The organism is Vibrio sp. 811, from assembly GCF_033339195.1.
Window position 1 is genome coordinate 153,863 of record NZ_JAWOUB010000006.1, and the last position, 16,685, is coordinate 170,547.

At 46.1% G+C, this 16,685-nt stretch carries 18 protein-coding genes; 5 read left to right on the top strand and 13 right to left on the bottom strand.

The features are described 5' to 3' along the window. Positions 1-340 precede the first annotated feature (340 nt). A complete protein-coding gene (locus tag R7Q46_RS12080; protein ID WP_372584770.1) occupies positions 341-3,004 on the top strand; it encodes a DUF2339 domain-containing protein in 2,664 nt (887 codons plus the stop codon). Positions 3,005-3,092: 88 nt separating this feature from the next. Here the strand turns inward: R7Q46_RS12080 and R7Q46_RS12085 are convergent, their stop codons facing one another. From R7Q46_RS12085 to flgB, 12 genes are read right to left on the bottom strand one after another with little or no spacing between them, the layout of a single operon-like run. Further along, positions 3,093-4,133: a flagellin gene (locus R7Q46_RS12085; RefSeq protein WP_136976308.1), complete on the bottom strand. Its 1,041-nt coding sequence runs from the start codon at positions 4,131-4,133 to the stop codon at positions 3,093-3,095. An 18-nt stretch (positions 4,134-4,151) separates the two neighbouring features. Continuing rightward, on the bottom strand, positions 4,152-5,051 hold the full coding sequence (gene flgL, locus R7Q46_RS12090; protein ID WP_005373998.1) for a flagellar hook-associated protein FlgL: 900 nt from the start codon (positions 5,049-5,051) through the stop codon (positions 4,152-4,154). Between the two features lie 13 nt (positions 5,052-5,064). Next, a complete protein-coding gene (flgK, locus tag R7Q46_RS12095; RefSeq protein ID WP_005374000.1) occupies positions 5,065-6,438 on the bottom strand; it encodes a flagellar hook-associated protein FlgK in 1,374 nt (457 codons plus the stop codon). Continuing rightward, on the bottom strand, positions 6,439-6,987 hold the full coding sequence (locus R7Q46_RS12100) for a rod-binding protein (RefSeq protein ID WP_213871475.1): 549 nt from the start codon (positions 6,985-6,987) through the stop codon (positions 6,439-6,441). It lies immediately after the preceding gene. 10 nt (positions 6,988-6,997) lie between these two features. Continuing rightward, positions 6,998-8,134 carry a flagellar basal body P-ring protein FlgI gene (locus R7Q46_RS12105; RefSeq protein ID WP_086026720.1) on the bottom strand — a complete coding sequence of 379 codons (1,137 nt, stop codon included), beginning with the start codon at positions 8,132-8,134 and terminating at the stop codon, positions 6,998-7,000. Then, positions 8,119-8,790: a flagellar basal body L-ring protein FlgH gene (flgH, locus tag R7Q46_RS12110; protein ID WP_017635111.1), complete on the bottom strand. Its 672-nt coding sequence runs from the start codon at positions 8,788-8,790 to the stop codon at positions 8,119-8,121. The genes R7Q46_RS12105 and flgH overlap by 16 nt, the downstream gene beginning before the upstream one ends. A 32-nt stretch (positions 8,791-8,822) precedes the next feature. Further along, positions 8,823-9,608, bottom strand: coding sequence for a flagellar basal-body rod protein FlgG (gene flgG / locus R7Q46_RS12115; RefSeq protein WP_005374008.1), 786 nt, complete (start codon positions 9,606-9,608; stop codon positions 8,823-8,825). 24 nt (positions 9,609-9,632) lie between these two features. Further along, a complete protein-coding gene (gene flgF, locus R7Q46_RS12120; protein WP_005374009.1) occupies positions 9,633-10,364 on the bottom strand; it encodes a flagellar basal-body rod protein FlgF in 732 nt (243 codons plus the stop codon). 12 nt (positions 10,365-10,376) lie between these two features. Further along, positions 10,377-11,573 carry a flagellar hook protein FlgE gene (gene flgE / locus R7Q46_RS12125; RefSeq protein WP_017635110.1) on the bottom strand — a complete coding sequence of 399 codons (1,197 nt, stop codon included), beginning with the start codon at positions 11,571-11,573 and terminating at the stop codon, positions 10,377-10,379. A 27-nt stretch (positions 11,574-11,600) separates the two neighbouring features. Beyond that, positions 11,601-12,284: a flagellar hook assembly protein FlgD gene (gene flgD / locus R7Q46_RS12130; protein ID WP_005384410.1), complete on the bottom strand. Its 684-nt coding sequence runs from the start codon at positions 12,282-12,284 to the stop codon at positions 11,601-11,603. Beyond that, complete coding sequence (gene flgC / locus R7Q46_RS12135; RefSeq protein WP_005374012.1) at positions 12,284-12,718, bottom strand: flagellar basal body rod protein FlgC; 435 nt, start codon at positions 12,716-12,718, stop codon at positions 12,284-12,286. Before flgC ends, flgD begins: the two co-directional genes overlap by 1 nt. Before the next feature lie 2 nt (positions 12,719-12,720). Continuing rightward, on the bottom strand, positions 12,721-13,083 hold the full coding sequence (flgB, locus tag R7Q46_RS12140) for a flagellar basal body rod protein FlgB (RefSeq protein ID WP_005374013.1): 363 nt from the start codon (positions 13,081-13,083) through the stop codon (positions 12,721-12,723). Between the two features lie 77 nt (positions 13,084-13,160). Between flgB and flgA the strand changes: the two genes are divergently transcribed. The 4 genes from flgA (at position 13,161) to R7Q46_RS12160 (ending at position 15,561) form a co-directional block, all read left to right on the top strand. Beyond that, the gene (flgA, locus tag R7Q46_RS12145) at positions 13,161-13,958 is read left to right on the top strand and encodes a flagellar basal body P-ring formation chaperone FlgA (RefSeq protein WP_318077526.1); all 798 of its coding nucleotides are present in this window, start codon (positions 13,161-13,163) and stop codon (positions 13,956-13,958) included. Between the two features lie 136 nt (positions 13,959-14,094). Next, positions 14,095-14,376: a flagellar biosynthesis anti-sigma factor FlgM gene (flgM, locus tag R7Q46_RS12150; RefSeq protein ID WP_005374016.1), complete on the top strand. Its 282-nt coding sequence runs from the start codon at positions 14,095-14,097 to the stop codon at positions 14,374-14,376. 20 nt (positions 14,377-14,396) lie between these two features. Continuing rightward, complete coding sequence (flgN, locus tag R7Q46_RS12155; protein ID WP_005374018.1) at positions 14,397-14,834, top strand: flagellar export chaperone FlgN; 438 nt, start codon at positions 14,397-14,399, stop codon at positions 14,832-14,834. After that, the gene (locus R7Q46_RS12160) at positions 14,815-15,561 is read left to right on the top strand and encodes a lytic transglycosylase domain-containing protein (protein WP_137282834.1); all 747 of its coding nucleotides are present in this window, start codon (positions 14,815-14,817) and stop codon (positions 15,559-15,561) included. The genes flgN and R7Q46_RS12160 overlap by 20 nt, the downstream gene beginning before the upstream one ends. A 434-nt stretch (positions 15,562-15,995) precedes the next feature. On the opposite strand, the gene R7Q46_RS12165 is transcribed toward R7Q46_RS12160, so the two are convergent. After that, positions 15,996-16,514, bottom strand: a complete 519-nt coding sequence (locus R7Q46_RS12165; RefSeq protein WP_005374021.1) for an NUDIX hydrolase — start codon at positions 16,512-16,514, stop codon at positions 15,996-15,998. Positions 16,515-16,685 lie beyond the last annotated feature (171 nt).

Here is a 16,685-nt window from a genome sequence, read left to right on the forward strand (position 1 = left end):
GACTGACCTTCGATGACATCGCTACGAAACGCACATGTTTGAAGTCCTTTGGCGATCGCATCAGAACTATGAATATAGTTGACCCCCAATGACTTAACGACTCATTTTTGTTCATCAGGTCTTAAAGTGGCACACAAGTGTGCGACTTTGTCGAATTCATCATTACGCATTGAGTTTCATTATGTAGAATGATTTCTGAAGAAAGCGCGGAACCTAGCACTATATGAGGCTAAGGCATAGAGCATGAACTAAGCTTTAGCGTAAGTGCTCAAAGTTAAGAATCGTGGGTCACGCGACGTACGCAAGGAGAAATGGATTGTACGTAATACTAGCACTGTTCATGGCGTGTCTCGCCATCCTCATCGGAGTGAAAGCCGCCAACCGAGCTGCACTTTTAGAAAAAGAACTAACCAAACTTCGTGAGGAAGTCACATCACTACGAGCCAGTGTCCATGGGGGCTCAAACCAACAAGCGCACCAACAATCCAGCATCGAAAAAGACACACCATCTGTAGCGACGTCACCTCACATAGAATCACCACAGAAAAATGTCTCATCCTCTGGGGAACATGATCCAGCTACCAACCTAGACTTGGACCAGAGCGCAGCGAATCAAGGGTACGCCCAGACAAGAGAAGTGCAACTGGATGTTTTTAGTCAAGAAAATGAGTCATTCCTTCAGAGTAAAGTTCAGAGCCTGCTTAGCAACATTCAAGAAAATTGGTTGGTTTGGGTAGGCGCATTGGCCATGCTGATCGGTGGAGGTTATCTCGTACAGGTGATTGGTAGCCACATCCAGTTTTCGCCATTTATGCGAGTGTCCTTTGCCTTTGTGATCTCATTACTAATGGTGCTTGTTGGCGAGTGGTTTCACCGTAAAGAACAACAGAATCCGCAACGGGCAGCACGAGCCCAAGGCTTTACGTATGTTCCTGCTGCCGTTACCGGTACGGGATTAACGGGCATTTACTGCACCGTCATTTTTGCCTTTGTGGTTTATCAAATGCTAACGCCAAGTATCTCGTTGATCATTTTGGCTTCAGCGGCATTTTTCAGTTTAGCATTATCATTGCGACAAGGGCCGTTAATGGCCGTGCTTGGCTTAATTGGTGGCTACACAGCACCACTGTGGATTGGAGGTAGTGAACCCAACTACTTTTTGTTAGCCGGATACATCTGCGCGATTTCGTTCGCGGCGACCTTATTGATGCAAAAAGTGCGTAGGGCATGGATTACGCCAAGTATCGCGATTCCACATGTCATTTGGATGTTGCTGTTGATTGAGAGTGTACCAACAGAACGGTTGTTCTCGTGGCTCGCGATTTATCTCTCCATCACTTTGTATCTCATTTTCGCGGTTCCGAGAATGGGTTGGATGCTCAATCCTCGCTTTCGTCACTATCAAAGCAAGTGGACAAACTCGCCGACCGCTACCGCTCTCGCAACTGCTTTATTGACCTTTTCTGCCGTCACCAGAATGCCGGAGCTGAACGCTCTACAAATGGCGTACTGTTATACGCTGCTTGTTGCGATCATCTGGCTACCAGCACTTCGTACAGGCTGGTCATTACGTGTATTTTTGCCATCCATTCTCGTCTCGGCAACCGCGCTGATTATTCTTACCATCGCTTTTGATGCGCTGTATATGTTAGAGCGAGAAGCTAGCATCCTATTCGCATTGGCGGTGAGTATTGCGCTGATCTGCTATCGAACATATTGCCAATCACTTAGTGACCGTTCGCAACTCAGTGGGCTGCTTCTGCTGGTACTGGCTCCCGCGATGAGCTTAATTACGTTGTTTTATATTGACGAATTTATGCAAGGCTACCTGTGGTATTGGACTGCATTCTGCGCATTGATGGCCACTTACTATGCTGTGCTTGGTCAGCGTGCACGTTCGTTGGCATTAGAATGCTCTGCCGTTATGCATGCTTTAATCGTAGGTATCGCTTTTGTTTGGTTGAGTGATACTTGGTTAACAACAGCAATCTCAATACAAGTTGCGATAATGGCCTTACAGGCTCAATTCGGGTTATTTCGACCTGCGAGTTGGGCGATTAAAGTGGCAATGGGAATACTGGTTATCCGACTCACGCTGCTACCTTTCATCCCCGAATGGCAACCGGTAGAAGCTGGGCATTGGGCTTGGGTTCTGGTGAGTTATCTGCCTTCTCTCTTCATCTTGTCTTATGCTCGTTCAACACTAAAACAAGTGGACCGAGAACTGACCAACTGGTTTGAAGGGGCGTTTTTACATGTATTCTTAATGGCATTGTTCACCCAAACTAACTACTGGTTAACGGGGCAATATGGTTACTTGGGGCACATCGACTTCACAAGTGCGGCAGTCTTTGCCAATCAAGCATTAGTTATGGGTTTGGTATACAGCTACCGCAGCCAATTTGCGCAACGCTTAAGCCGTATCTACGAAATCTATAGTTACTTGCTTTGGTGCGCGTTCGCTATATTGATTATTTTGCTTAATACGGCAGAATCGCCGTTGGTGACTGATAACGTCTCGGCACAAGCACTTCCCATCTTTAACATGCTGAGTATCGGCTGGCTGTTACCAGCTTGCATCCTGCTTATCGCAACGTTTAAGCGCTGGAATACGTTGCAAGTTCATCGATTTGCGATTGCTAGTCTAGGCTTTTTACTTGCAGCCATTTGGTTGGGGATGTCTATCCGTCAATTCTGGCAAACCACATCGATGATGCTGTATCAGCCAACCAGCATGGCAGAGTTGTTCAGTTATTCAGTGGCTGGCTTGCTCGTAGGTGGATTGCTTACTTGGCGCGGCGTGACCCAACAGGGGCTGATGATGCAGCGTGTCGGTCTAGTGGTCCTTGCCTGTGTCGCACTGAAAGTATTCTTATGGGATGTGAGCTCTCTGGATGGGTTCTGGCGAGCAATAAGCTTCTTAGGCTTAGGTGCGTCTTTGATAGCACTTGGATGGCTATTCCAGAAATTGAATCGTTCGGTGGCAAAAGCACTCGAGCCCTAGACGAGTCAAAGAGAGATTCCCGACAGTGCGCTGTTTTCGTTATTGGGGGACGATAACAGTGTAAAGCCGGGAATCATTGGAGTGTTCGTTACTTCAGTAAAGCGACCACGGTATGACGACGCACGTTTGCTTGCGCATTCAATGCCTGAAAAGTCGAAGTAAACTCGCCAGACTTTTGCATGAATCCATCCAGTTTTGCATTCACCTCATTGACTGAAAGCTGTGCGGTTTTGGTTTGGATAGAACGCATTTGAGTATTCAGTTCACCATGAAAAGCTTTCGCTTCCTGCAAGCTCGTTTGAACTTGTTTCAGATGCTGATTTACTTTGGCAATCGTCTGCTTGATGCCGTCGCGTGAGCCTAGATCAAACCCGAGCTCCGCAATACCATCTGGCTCAGACTTTAAGTTCAAAACGTTAGGCTGTCCCGCAGGGAATCGGTGCCCTTCCCCCGTTACCATCACCTTTTGCTGCATTTGTTGATAAGCGTTGTCTCTGGCTTCAAATAAAATGCTGCCATCATCGGCTAATGAGGCTCGCATTCCTAACGCAATCAAGCTGCGATCCAGCATTTTGACCGTTCGCTCACCGTCTGATTGTCCATCAAACTGAATCATCACCGCTTGACCTTGAGGAAAATCCAAACGGATTTGCTCGGCCTTGTCGCTTAAGCGATGAACATTCAAACCTGGAATAGAAAAGCGACGAATGTCCGCTTTATCCAGTTTTAAGTGCAGTTCGTTATTTAGGACTTTCTGGCCATCGAAACGTGCTTGCTCAACGACTTTTTGGATGGTGGCTTTAGAGCGAACCAATGTATCCTGCAAACCAGGAACATTTTGTACGCCTTGATTCACAGCTTGCGTCAAACCACGTTTAATTTGCGTGAGCTCTTTGCCAATCACCTGCAGCGATTTGGACGCGATCTGAACCGCCGTGGCTTGCTGCTGACCCTGCGTAAGCTGAATACCAGATACAGAGTAGGCTGACGCAGTGTCAGCCTGAATTTGCGCCGGGCGCGGTTTAATTGCCGTACTTGAGTCTGCAGAACGGGTCGGCATGATAGAGGCTTGTTCTTGTCCACCTAAGCGTATGCTATGGGGTCTAACCTCTACTGTACTCATTACCATAAAAAGAACTTCCTAACCTTATAAACGGTCAAACAGCGACAAACCATCGATCTTCACATAGCTTGCTTGCGTTGCTTGCAAAGCGGCCATGTAATTACTCAATCGTACCGACGCTTCACCATAGTCCAGAGCAGAGAGGTCTCCAGATACCTTGTCAACGAACAGCTTGTTTTCACTGTGCGCGCCACCAACAAGATCTAAGTTGTTGTGTCGACCACCAATCTCAGTCATGGTCCCTAGTACGTTTGAAAAAGTATCGTCGATAGCGCTGATACTCGCCTCAACTTCAGCTCTGAAGTTGGCGGTAGGGCTCTCAAACTCTTTGATCAGCGCATCAATTTGGTTAAGCACGTTATGGCCTCCCCCAAGGTCCAATATTTCTTTTGCAGTCATATTGGAATCCATCGTGACGCCTTTAGCAATTGTTACTACGCGCTTGTCACTATTACCTTCAATTACGTAGCTGCCGCTCGCTTTACTTACAGCCGCAGTATCCGTTTTAGTACCAGAGAAAAGGTAGTGCCCTTCTTCATCCTGCGCGTTAAAAGACGACTCAATAGAATCACGGTAACTCTTAAGCTCTGTAATCATACCGCCACGACTTTCGTCAGTAAGAGAGCCGTTCGCACCCCAAAGCGCGATGTCTCGCATGCTTTTTAAGCTTTCTTTGATCGAATCTAAATGGGTTTCTTGACTCGATAGCGTCGTTTTTACGTTTTCAATGTTGTTTTTGTACTGAGCAATCGCACTGGTTTCTCGGTCTAAGTTAAGCAACTTGATCGAAGCCATTGGATCGTCAGACAGCTTGGTTAAGCGCTTGCCAGTAGACATCTGTTGCAGAGCTTCGCCTAATCCCGCGCTATTGCTCTGCAAGCTGTGCAACATCATTTGACTAAATTGATTGTCACTAATTCGCATCTAAACTTTCCTCTTAGAATAACTGCAGAATAGAATCGAGCAGTTGATTTGCTGTGCTGATCACTTTCATGTTGGCATTGTGCGCATTAGCAAACATCATTAGGTTAGCCGCTTCTTCATCGCTGTTTACGGAACTAACATTATCGCGAGCTGCGTGCGCTTGCTTGTTCATGGCTAACTTCGCTTGATAATCAGCATTAGCTTGGCGTGCTTTAATTGCGGTTTGACCCACCATTGAACTAAAGGCATCGTTCAAGCTTACTGAGCCGTAACCTGATACCGCCACTGGCTTGTTGCTTAACTCGATCAATGATTGCAACGCATCTGCGTTACCAGGTGTTCCATCACTTGAGAACGCAAGCTCATCTGGAGTTAGCTTGGTAATATCCAAACTGGCTGCAGGGTTTGCTGGGTCATAGCTGAACAAAGGTTTACCTGGGTTGCCATTTAAGTCTTTGCCAGTTGCAAGCACGGCGTTGTATTCATCCGCGAGAGCTTTCGCCATGTCATTCAGAGCCAGTTGGTTTGGTTTCAACACTTCGGTTTGATAGTCATTAATCGCACCTAATTTGCCACCAAGCGAGTCACCAATCGCAAAGCTTTGATTCGAGAACGTGACGTGTAAGTCCGCTAAGTAAGGATCACTCGGGTCAGGAATGGCTTCCAGTTTGCCATGGTCCGTACCCATCACAAGCGGTTGACCAGAGGTTAGTGTGACCTGAACACTGCCGTCATGCTGCTGTGTTGTTTTGATTTCAATGGTTTGAGATAACTCACCGATTAACCTATCTCGTTCATCCATTAACTGTGATGGATTACCACCTGTACCTTGCATCTCTACCAGTTGCTTGTTCACCTTCGCGATATTTTCCATAAGGCTATTCGCGTGGTTAAGCGCTGCATTACGTTGGTCGCTCATGTCTTTATGTTGATTGTATAAAGACTCGGTAAGCGTATTAAAGCGGCGGGCCAAAGCTTCAGATTCGTTAATGATCTGCTGGCGGTAAGGTATGGATTCCGGCTTAACGGTCGCATCGTTAAGCGCAGCGTTTAGCGAGTCCAAGCCAGCCGATATACTGAAACCATCGGCACCAAGCGTATTCTCCAGCTGACTCATGTTACTGGTGTATCCAGATGCGTATGCCGCCATACTGTTAGTCGACCACGTTTGCTTAATCAGAAATTGATCAGTAACGCGGCGAATGCTAGTGACTTCTACCCCTAAACCTGGACTTAAGCGATTGGCTTTACCATCATCGACAGACGCCATCAACGCTTGTTGACGACTGTAACCCACGGTATTCACGTTTGCCACGTTTTGCGCGGTTACGTCTAGGGCCACACGGTTCGCGCCTAAACCTGAAAGGGCAATATTAACTAGGTTCATTTACAGCTCCATTTTTCTGATCAACGGCTGAGAAAACGCGGTAGTCATACCGGCCTCACCGAATACCTGTTTAACAGAGGCGACGGCTTGAGAAGCGGTATTAAATAGGCTTGAATTCTTCTCCACCTCTTTAGAATCTACTTGTGAGATAGATTCAGAATTCGAACCTTTACCATCGTTAGCGGATGAGATGTTGCGCGCAGCATCGAAAGCAACCTCACACATAGACGGGCTCAGCTGCTGGATGAGCATATTGGCAATGCCTGAGCTCTGTTTCTTTGCTAGTTCCATCGCCAGCTGACCGTCATACATATCACGGAACACCCCTTGTTGCTGACTGGCAAACGGGCTGTCTTTATCAGCAAGAGCGTCACTACTGCTGCGCATTTGGCGTAACACCATTTGTAGGAACATTGCCTCAAATTGACCTGCGACGACTTCAAGTGCGCCTTCTTGATCACGACTATGCTTGATGTTAGCCAATGCACTATTGTCGTGATAAAGCATCGAATTTAACTGAGTTTGTTCATTGGTACTGTCTAGCTTCATCCTTAACTCCTTATATCACGACCAATTCAGCGTTCAATGCACCCGCTTCACTCAAAGCTTGCAGGATAGACATCAAGTCTGTAGGCGTGGCACCTAAACTATTTACCGCATTAACTATGGTGTTAAGTTCCGTGCCTGGAGGCCAAATCACCATCTGAGCAAGATCTTCATTCACATCAAGGTCCGTTTGGTTAACGACTTTCGTATCGCCATTTGCAAACGCATTAGGCTGACTAACTTGTTGTGATTCAGAAATTCGCACGGTCAAGTTACCGTGACTTACTGCTGCTTCACTCACTTTGACACTCTTACCGATCACTACGGTGCCAGTGCGAGAGTTAAAGACAATACGAGCAGGTTTACGGCCTTCAACGACGCTCATTTCTTCAAGCATCGACATCATGACGACACGCTGCTGTGTATCTTTTGGTGCACGCATATCAATGCGCGCTTTATTGATCGCAACTGCAACGTTAGGCCCAAAAGTGTTGTTAATTTCACGCGCAATATTTTTTGCTGTAGTGAAGCTAGGCTTGCGCAGGTTTAGGGTGATTTCATCACGTTGGTTGAAATCGGTTTTGATTTCTCTCTCTAAAGTCGCACCATTCGGAACGCGACCCGCCGTTGGTGTGTTTACTTCTACTTTGGAGCCACTTCGCCCCTCTGCAGATAAGCCGCCCACAACCACGTTACCTTGCGCAATCGCGTACACTTCGCCATCAATACCACGTAAAGGCGTTAGCAATAACGTACCACCGCGAAGGCTCTTTGCATCACCGATTGAAGACACAACCACATCCAACGTTTGTCCTGGGCCTGCCATTGGGTCAACGGACGCTGTCACACTCACAGAAGCCACATTTCGTAGCTTAGGGTTCATACTGTCATCAATTTGAACCCCAAACTGACGTAGCATGTTGGTAATAGATTGAGAGGTAAATTTCACTTGGTTTCGGTCACCTTGGCCGGCTAAGCCAACTACCAAACCATAACCAACCAGTTGGTTTTCTCGAATGCCGCGAACATCGACCAAGTCCATGATCGGAATTTCCGCTTCAGCACGTGAAGTGCCTGGTAGTCCCAAGGTCAACACCAATAGGAGAGACATAAAGAAAGATTGCATTGTCTTCATTAGAAAGGTACCCATGGGCTGTTGAAGAACTGAGTTAGCCACCCGGCTGCGTTGCTGTCAGCTAGCGCTCCGCGACCTGCGTAGGTAATTCTTGCATCAGCAATTCGTTGAGAAGAAACTTGGTTACTGCGGTTAATATCATCCACACGGACGATACCGGTTAGACGAATAAACTCGTCGCCTTGATTCAGACGAAGCCATTTTTCACCGCTGATACGCAATACGCCATTAGGTAATACTTCGTGTACCGTTACCGTAATGGCACCTTGAAGCTTGTTGCCTTGTGAACTTGATGCACTGCCATCGAAGTTACGTTTGCCATCCACGCTAACCCCTAACTCATCGATAGTTTTCGTGCCTATGGTCGGCGCCACAAAGTTAATTGCTGAACTTTTACCGAACTTAGTACCCGCATTTTTACTCGATGAGGTTTCTTCTGATAATTGAACCGTTAATACATCGCCAACTCGGTAAGCACGACGATCCTGGAACAGAGTCATCGTGTATTGGTGACGATAAAGGCTACCAGATTGGGTTTCCGGCAGCGTGTAATCGAGCGTTGGTGGTGCATATTCCTCAGCATTCGGCTCAGGCGGAATAAATTCCTGACGGCCAGCACATCCCACCAGCAACACGGCGGCTACTGCCCAACTCTTAGAAAGCCATTTCATTGCTTTTTCCTTCATCATCACCAATTTCATACTTACATTGATTGCGAAACAAACTTCAGCATGTCATCTGCAGCAGAGACCACTTTCGCATTCATCTCATACGCACGTTGAGTGGTGATCATGTCGACCATCTCTTCTACTACTTGTACGTTTGACCCTTCCAGTGCACCTTGCTTGATAATGCCGGCACCATCAGCTCCTGCAATCAGCTCATCAGCTGGACCGCTGGCTTCCGTTTCACGGAATAAGTTGCCACCCATGGCCTCTAAGCCTGCTGGATTGATGAATTTTGCAAGTGTAATTTGACCAAGCTGCTGAGGTGTTGGATCGTCTGCTGTTGTTGTAGTCACGGTGCCATCAACACCCACAGAGAAAGAGACCGCATTGTCTGGGATCTGGATTTGAGGCTCTAAAGGCAGGCCCTGACTGTTCACCATTAAGCCTTCTGAGTTTCTATGGAACTGACCATTACGTGTATACATGATCTGTCCGTCCGAGTTTTCTATTTGAAAGAAACCCTGACCCATTACAGCAAGATCCAACTCTTGCGTTGTGTTTTGGGTATTACCTTGAGTGAATACTTTTTGTGTGCCAACAACGCGAACACCGCTACCTAGCTGAATACCACTTGGTAGTTCGTTAACTTGGTCTACTTGAGCGCCTGGTTGACGCTGAATGCTGTAGAAAAGATCTTCAAATACAACTCGGTCACGCTTAAAGCCAACCGTGTTTACGTTTGCTAGGTTGTTAGAAATGGCAGTCATCTTCGTGTCTTGCGCTGCCATGCCTGTTTTACTTACCCATAATGCTGAATGCATTTTTTACTCCTTGCGGGGCGAGACTTAGCTCGCCGCCATTAATTTGTTACCAGCTTTTGCTAAAGTTTCCGCCGTTTTCATCATGCGAACTTGCATTTCAAAGTTGCGCGTCAGCGACATCACACTAACCAATTCATCAATAGCAGATACGTTACTGCCCTCAATGTGCTCAGGAGAGAGTTGCACGGTTTCATCTGCCGCGAATGGCACGCCATCTACGCTGTGCAGCAAGCTATCGCTCTCTTTTTGCAGTTGATTAATTTCCGGTTTAACCAACTTCAAAGTGCCTGCCACAATTTCTGCGCCGCCACCTGGTGGGATCACTGAGACTTGACCACGCTCGCTGATTTCAATCTTTTGATAATCCGGCACAACCAAAGGACCATTGTCACCGAGGACAGGGAACCCATTGATTGTTAGAGCGCCAAAAGTATCGACCTGAATATTGCCTGCACGGGTGTAAGCTTCGTTACCCGCTGGGGTTTCTACAGAGAGATACCCCTCACCCATAACCGCAACGTCCAACGGACGTCCTGTTTTCACAATATCGCCAGCGTCGAAACGTGTTGAGGCAGAGTTGGTCACAACCATAGTGCGACCATCAAAACCTGGGCCTTGCATCTCTACACTACGCACACGCTCCATATCCGCTCGAAAACCCGCAGTATCAGCATTTGATAAGTTGTTTGAACGAACGTGCTGCGCTTTAAGAACTCGGCTGGCACCCGACGTTGCCGTAAATAACAAACTATCCATGCAAAACTCCCATTACACCGCGTTAAACAAAGCTTGAGTAAGCTTGTCGCTGGTAGAAATTGTCTTTGCGTTTGCTTGGTAGTTGCGTTGTGCAGTCATTAGAGCAACAAGCTCGCTGGTTAAGTCAACGTTAGAACCTTCTAATGCACCCGGAGTTAGGTCACCCATCGTACCTGAACCCGGAACACCCATAATTGGAGCACCTGAGCTAAAGCTTTGAGTCCATGATGTTCCACTCACTTTCGCTAAGCCTTGTGTGTTTGCAAAATCAGCAAGAACAACCTGACCTTGTAGCTGTGATTGGCCGTTAGTGTAAGTCGCGTAAACCATGCCGTTACCTTCAACGCGTACACCTGCAAGTTCACCTGATGTGTAACCGTTAGGACTATTAGTACTTACGCCAAAAGCTGCACCAAATTGCGTGCTGCCTTTCAGGTTAATGTCTACACTCATCGCGTTCGCGCCTGCTGCAGGGAATGAAACATTAAACGGCGCAGTTGGTGTTGAAAGCGAGCCATCTTTACCAAACGTTACAGGCACAGTTGCTACTGGCGTCGTACCGCCATCTACTTGAACGTTCACTTCCCACGAGTTAGAAGCAGTCTTAGTAAAGTACTGAGTTACCGTGTGCGAGTTACCCAATGAGTCGTAGACTTTTGTTGTGTAAGACGAGTTAAATGAGCTTGGATCTTTTGGATTGAATGGCGTTACGGCTTTATCAATAACAGACGCGCTTGCGTCGAAGTTCGCAACAAAATCTAAGCTGTCTGTTGCTTTAGCATTCAGTGAGGAAGTCGATACCTGAATATTACCCACAGAACCTGTCATTAGGTTGTTGTTGCTATCGACACTGTAACCTTGAAGCTTTGCACCGCTGTTAGCCGTAACAAAGTTGTTCTTATCCGTTGAGAACACACCTGAACGTGTGTACAACATTTGACCCATATTATCTTTAGTAACAAAAAAGCCACCGCCATTAATAGCTAGGTCCATCGCACGGCCAGTTCCTGTGATACTGCCGTCTTTGTCGAAGTTCTGTGAAATTGACGCGACTTCCACACCACCAGGTTGCATGCCGTTGTATACAGCGGAGAATTCTGTGCGCCCACCTTTAAAACCATACGTTGATGCGTTGGCAATGTTGTGGCTGATTGTGTTTAGCTCTGTGTTGGTCGCGTCCAGACCACTTAGTGCGATGTTAAAACTCATAAATAGACCTCTGATTTCCGTATTTGGTTAAGCACCAAACTGAGTGATTTGATAGAAAGGAACGTTGCCAACGCCATGGACATTGACTAATGCTGCGCCACCGGTATTAGGAATGCGCACTTGCTCAACAGTGCCTGCCATCAGCACATTTGGACTTGCTTGCCCTTCTTGCACTTCTACGGCCACTGAGTATTTGCCTGGTTTAAGACCAAGTTCTTCAGGATTAATTGAAAAGTCGACGTCACCTTTGCCGTGAGCACCTAGTGGCACTTTAGTTGATTGACCAAATTCATCTTTAACAACTAACGTGACTTGGTTTGAGCTATGAGCGAGTTCGATTTTTCCGTTTTGTACGTCTTCACCAAGCTGAAATTCATCCGCGTTGACGTAAACCGTTTGCCCAACAAGGCCCGCTGTTGATAGCACTTGCATGTTGTCCAGTAACACCATGCTCTGTTGCATTGTCTTAGACATATTCTCAGTACTTTGTACCTGCGAGAACTGAGCCAATTGACCAACGTATTCCGTACCATCAAGGGGGTTAAGTGGGTCTTGGTTTTGAATTTGAGCCACCATCAAAGAAATAAACTCATTCTCCAATGAAGAAGCACTGTTCATGTCTTTAGGGTTTGGTGAGATACCGTTGCTGTCTTTTGCTTTTGTATTTACTGGAGCGTCAGACGATAAAGGGGTGTATTGTGCAATACTCATTAGCTACCCTGCCCTAATCTAAGCAGACCTTGCTGCATACTTTTTACATTGGCTAATACTTCAACATTCGTTTCGAAGCTGCGTGTTGCGGACATCATGTCTGCCATTTCAGCAACTACATCAATATCTGGGTAAAACACATAACCTTCATCATTAGCCAGTGGGTTGTTCGGCTCAAAACGCTTCTCTGCATCTCCAGCATTTTTAACAACGTCAACAATGCGAACTTCTGCATTGGGATAAGCTCCATTTTCTGTTGTCATTTGCGTTTTTTGGTACACAGTCGCAAATACTGGCTTAAGCGCTTTATAAGCATCTTCTGGATTTGCAGATACTGCATCTGCGTTTGCTAAGTTACTGGCTACCGTATTAAGACGCACAGTTTGTGCTGTCATCGCGGAACCAGTGATCGAGTAAATATCAGTGAATGACATAATTAACGTCCCTCAATCGCTTTCGCTAAGCCATTAAATTTCATGTTGAGAAACGTCAGGCTAGTTTGAAAGTCCATGTTGTTTTGCGTGAATTTTGCTTGTTCAACACCAAGCTCTACGGTGTTGCCATTTTTGCTATTCTGGTAAGGCACCGAGTATTGGGCCTGAACCTGGAACTTTGGCACCGGTTTGTTCACACCACCTGCCGTTACTTGGTTCATTACGGTGGTGAAACTTAGGTCTTTCGCCAAATACCCAGGGGTGTCAACATTTGCTAGGTTACTGGCGAGGACTTTGGTACGCTGAACGCGAAAATTAAGTGCCTCTGGATGTACTCCTAAAGCATTTTCAAATGTGATCGCCATGCATCTTCCTTACAGTTGGCTCGAATACGCCAACATACAAACAAGATACGTGCCATAAAAAATAGCTATATATATCAATGATTTACAAACAAGGATGGAAGCCAAACTTCCGGTTCTCGGAAAGCATTAAAAACAAGAGGAAAGTGTCCACTTCCTCAACAATAATGCTGACGTTACTCGCTTTGACATCAGAACAAGCATTCGCCAACACCAATGACAAAACCCTAAGCGTTGAAGAGATAAGGTCCGTTGTAGCAACGGATTTCGAACAAGAGGTGGATCGCGTAGCGCTCTCCAATCAGTGGGGGGAGTACAAACTAGACTTCGACATGTGGGTGCCCGGTTCAGCCAATCACTTGCCAGAATGTGAATCTCCTTTAGTTATCACAGGTCGTGACAACAACACGTTGCCAGTCGGTAACCTCAAGCGCTCAGTCAGCTGCGACAATATCGCATCACCATGGCGAATTAACGTTACGATAAAGTCTTCGCTGACTCTGCCTGTTTTGGTCGCGACAACCACGGTTGGCCGAAATGAAGTCGTAACGGCTAAACACATAAAGCTTGAAACCCGAACCATCTCTCGCCAAGACGATTTTTATACTCGCCCCGAGCAAGCAGTAGGCTTAGAAACCTCTCGTCGTTTGAGGGCTGGACAAGTGGTTAATCCATCCAATTTGTCGGCCCCACCTCTAATCGAGAAAGGCAATGAAGTCATAGTCATTGCGAGCAAAAATGGATTTAGTGCCAGCACAAAAGGAGTCGCCTTAGAAGATGGAGCGAAAGGGCAACAAATTGACGTGGAAAACCCAACTTCGGGCAAGGTCATAAGAGCAGTCGTAACTGGATTAAACCAGGTTCATACTCAATTTTGATTTTTTGACTCGGGGTAACATTTTTTAATTTTGGCTCTCGTCAGTAACACTGAACTTCGAGTACAAAAAAAATATTTAATGTTTATCACATTCTAACCGCCTACTTAATTTAGAACATGATGATGAGGACCACAGCATGAAAATCGACAAAGTCGCGGGCGGTCATGTCCCACAAACAAAATTACAGCAAGCAAGCAAACAGCCTGTCGACGTCGTCGAACAGAGCAAAGTACACGAGCCTGCATTTCAAGCGAATACCGTAGCGATAGATCGCGCTCAAGCTGAAATGGCATCACTACCTGATGTTGATATGGAAAAAGTAGAACAAGTACGCAACGCATTAGCGCGTGGTGAACTTAGCCTAGATACAAAAGTGCTATCCAAGGCAATCATGCAGTTCCATACAGGTCACGAGTAATAAAACGCTAGGAAGACATCATGGCAAGCGCAGTATCGCAGCGAATTCAACAATTTGTTCGCTCTATATCTGAGGATATTAAGCTTTATCAACAACTGCTTCCTTTGCTGCAGCAGCAAAAGGTATTGTACTTAAAGTTTGATGGAGAGGCACTGAACGACAATGTTCAGAAACAAATGCCGATACTCAATAAACTCAGCCGCTCCGCCAATGACAGAAGCCAGTGTATGCGAGCGCTGGGGTTAGCGTGTAATGACGCCAGCGTAAAACGAATTTTCAATGCTTTGCCTGCCCAAATAGGTATGCAAGCTAGAAAACAATGGGCGCTATTGGAAACGTTGGTAAGTCAGTGCCAACAATACAATCAGAGCAATGGCCACAGCTCTGCGGCGTTCCATGAGTTGGTCAGTCAACTCAAACAACCTGTGCAACACACTTATGAAGATAAATCGTTCTAAACGATGTTCGTCTTGCCTACAGATTCAGTCGCCATCTCGGCTGAGTACTGTAGGCCTTTTTATTTTTATTGCCTTTCTGTCCTACCTTCCAATCACGTGCCAGGCAAAACCAAATGCTGTCGATATTCAAACGCAGTATCAAGTATTAGCCCCATACAAACCACAAATTGCCAAGCGTCTCGATTCATCCAAGCCGGTAATTAACCACATTTTCAAACAGCTTCAAAACCACTCATTACCAAATAGCCTAGCCTTAGTGCCAATGTTAGAGTCTTCTTACAATCCCAAAGCCGTTTCTCACGCTAACGCCGCCGGACTTTGGCAGCTGATACCAGCCACAGCGAAACGATTCGGATTAACGATAAATACAAAACAAGACGATCGCTTTGACACAGAAGCCAGCACAACGGCCGCGCTCAAGTACCTGGCGTTTTTATACAACAAATTCGATCAAAATATGGCTCTCACTTTAGCTGCATACAATGCCGGAGAAGGACGTGTTGCACGTGCTATTCAGCGAGCAGGAAGTCGAGATTTCCAACAACTCACGCTGCCTAACGAGACTCGCCAATATGTCAGCCGCTTCTATGCATTGGAAAAGTTGATAGATATCGGTCAGTTACAATCCTCATCATTTCAACCTTTACTCTTGTTTGCTCCAGACGCTCCTATGATTTCACAACCGCTGGTCGACTTTAGCCGACTGCCTCCGCTAGTTAATTTGTGATAAAAGCTACGACAGAGCTCAATGTCAGAGAAACGTAAAATTACAAGATCCTGTTCGGCGAATTTGAAAACTCGTGATCTCTATGCAAACGTGTGCAAAAAAGTTGAGGTAAGGTATCTCAAAGATAAGAAAGAGTAGTGGTTTACTAAAAAGCGCCCCAATTGCGCTTGGCAATTGGGTAGATATGCGTCACATTGCGTTTGCAAAAAACATGAAAACCAATGGTCAGACCTAATAATTATTTACACACTAAATGTAAAACAGCTATTGTTTTCATAGTTCGAAACAAATCTAACATATCAAGATGACGCTTCGCTTGCGCGTCTGGAATAAGTCCGGGTTCCGGGGGGGAGTCCGGACTTTTTTATTGCTCTAAAATCTTTGCCCACAATAGAGCCAACAGAAGCTAAGTCGTAATGATGCAAACTAGCTGTTTATAGTAATTCTTTAGAAATCAACTGAAGTAAAAACGTTTCGCGCTCAATGCTCATGCCTTTTTTCGGGCTTTCTGCCATCGTTTTTTCATTGTGTGCAATTGCTTCGTGTATGTTCATCCATACCGGGCGCATTCCATTTTTAACTTCGTAATCTTCATACGCCGTTTCGCCTAGCTCACGTTCGATTTTACATGTATAACAATACGACACCATGTGCATCACGTCAGCGTCATCCTTGTACCACGGACGAAACTCCTCAAAGATTCCGAAAGGCTTAATACCATGTATATTTTGGGCGCCCGTTTCTTCCTCTAATTCACGGACTAATCCAGCAATGACATCTTCACCATCATCAATACCACCGCCTGGTAGCGTGTAGTCATGGTAACGTTCTGTATAGAGCAACAGCACATCTTCACCATCAAGTACAATGGCTCGCGCTGCATTGCGCTGAAAAACAATTTTGTCATCCAAATGCTCTATGTCTGGATGAACGGTCGATTTTAAATGTCTCATCGAAAATACCACGGTCAATGTTTTGTGCGCATATTACCGAATTTCACACTTTAAATCATTGTTGTAGGCCAGGTACGTTCGAGCGCTTGTCAGGAAGTGATTGATATGACCTTCACAACAATACGCCAAGAACAGAAGTGTGACGTGCTAATCAGCAATAAATGAGAATAT

Coding starts and splice junctions, on each gene's coding strand:
- R7Q46_RS12100 (WP_213871475.1), bottom strand. CDS start 6,987: ATGAAGCTAGACAGTACCAATGAACAAACTCAGTTAAATTCGATGCTT.
- flgG (WP_005374008.1), bottom strand. CDS start 9,608: ATGCATTCAGCATTATGGGTAAGTAAAACAGGCATGGCAGCGCAAGAC.
- flgF (WP_005374009.1), bottom strand. CDS start 10,364: ATGGATAGTTTGTTATTTACGGCAACGTCGGGTGCCAGCCGAGTTCTT.
- flgL (WP_005373998.1), bottom strand. CDS start 5,051: ATGCGAATTAGTGACAATCAATTTAGTCAAATGATGTTGCACAGCTTG.
- flgD (WP_005384410.1), bottom strand. CDS start 12,284: ATGAGTATTGCACAATACACCCCTTTATCGTCTGACGCTCCAGTAAAT.
- flgE (WP_017635110.1), bottom strand. CDS start 11,573: ATGAGTTTTAACATCGCACTAAGTGGTCTGGACGCGACCAACACAGAG.
- flgN (WP_005374018.1), top strand. CDS start 14,397: ATGGCAAGCGCAGTATCGCAGCGAATTCAACAATTTGTTCGCTCTATA.
- flgH (WP_017635111.1), bottom strand. CDS start 8,790: ATGAAATGGCTTTCTAAGAGTTGGGCAGTAGCCGCCGTGTTGCTGGTG.
- R7Q46_RS12085 (WP_136976308.1), bottom strand. CDS start 4,133: ATGGTAATGAGTACAGTAGAGGTTAGACCCCATAGCATACGCTTAGGT.
- flgB (WP_005374013.1), bottom strand. CDS start 13,083: ATGGCGATCACATTTGAAAATGCTTTAGGAGTACATCCAGAGGCACTT.
- R7Q46_RS12160 (WP_137282834.1), top strand. CDS start 14,815: ATGAAGATAAATCGTTCTAAACGATGTTCGTCTTGCCTACAGATTCAG.
- flgA (WP_318077526.1), top strand. CDS start 13,161: ATGATTTACAAACAAGGATGGAAGCCAAACTTCCGGTTCTCGGAAAGC.
- R7Q46_RS12080 (WP_372584770.1), top strand. CDS start 341: ATGGCGTGTCTCGCCATCCTCATCGGAGTGAAAGCCGCCAACCGAGCT.
- flgC (WP_005374012.1), bottom strand. CDS start 12,718: ATGTCATTCACTGATATTTACTCGATCACTGGTTCCGCGATGACAGCA.
- flgK (WP_005374000.1), bottom strand. CDS start 6,438: ATGAACCTAGTTAATATTGCCCTTTCAGGTTTAGGCGCGAACCGTGTG.
- R7Q46_RS12105 (WP_086026720.1), bottom strand. CDS start 8,134: ATGGGTACCTTTCTAATGAAGACAATGCAATCTTTCTTTATGTCTCTC.
- flgM (WP_005374016.1), top strand. CDS start 14,095: ATGAAAATCGACAAAGTCGCGGGCGGTCATGTCCCACAAACAAAATTA.
- R7Q46_RS12165 (WP_005374021.1), bottom strand. CDS start 16,514: ATGAGACATTTAAAATCGACCGTTCATCCAGACATAGAGCATTTGGAT.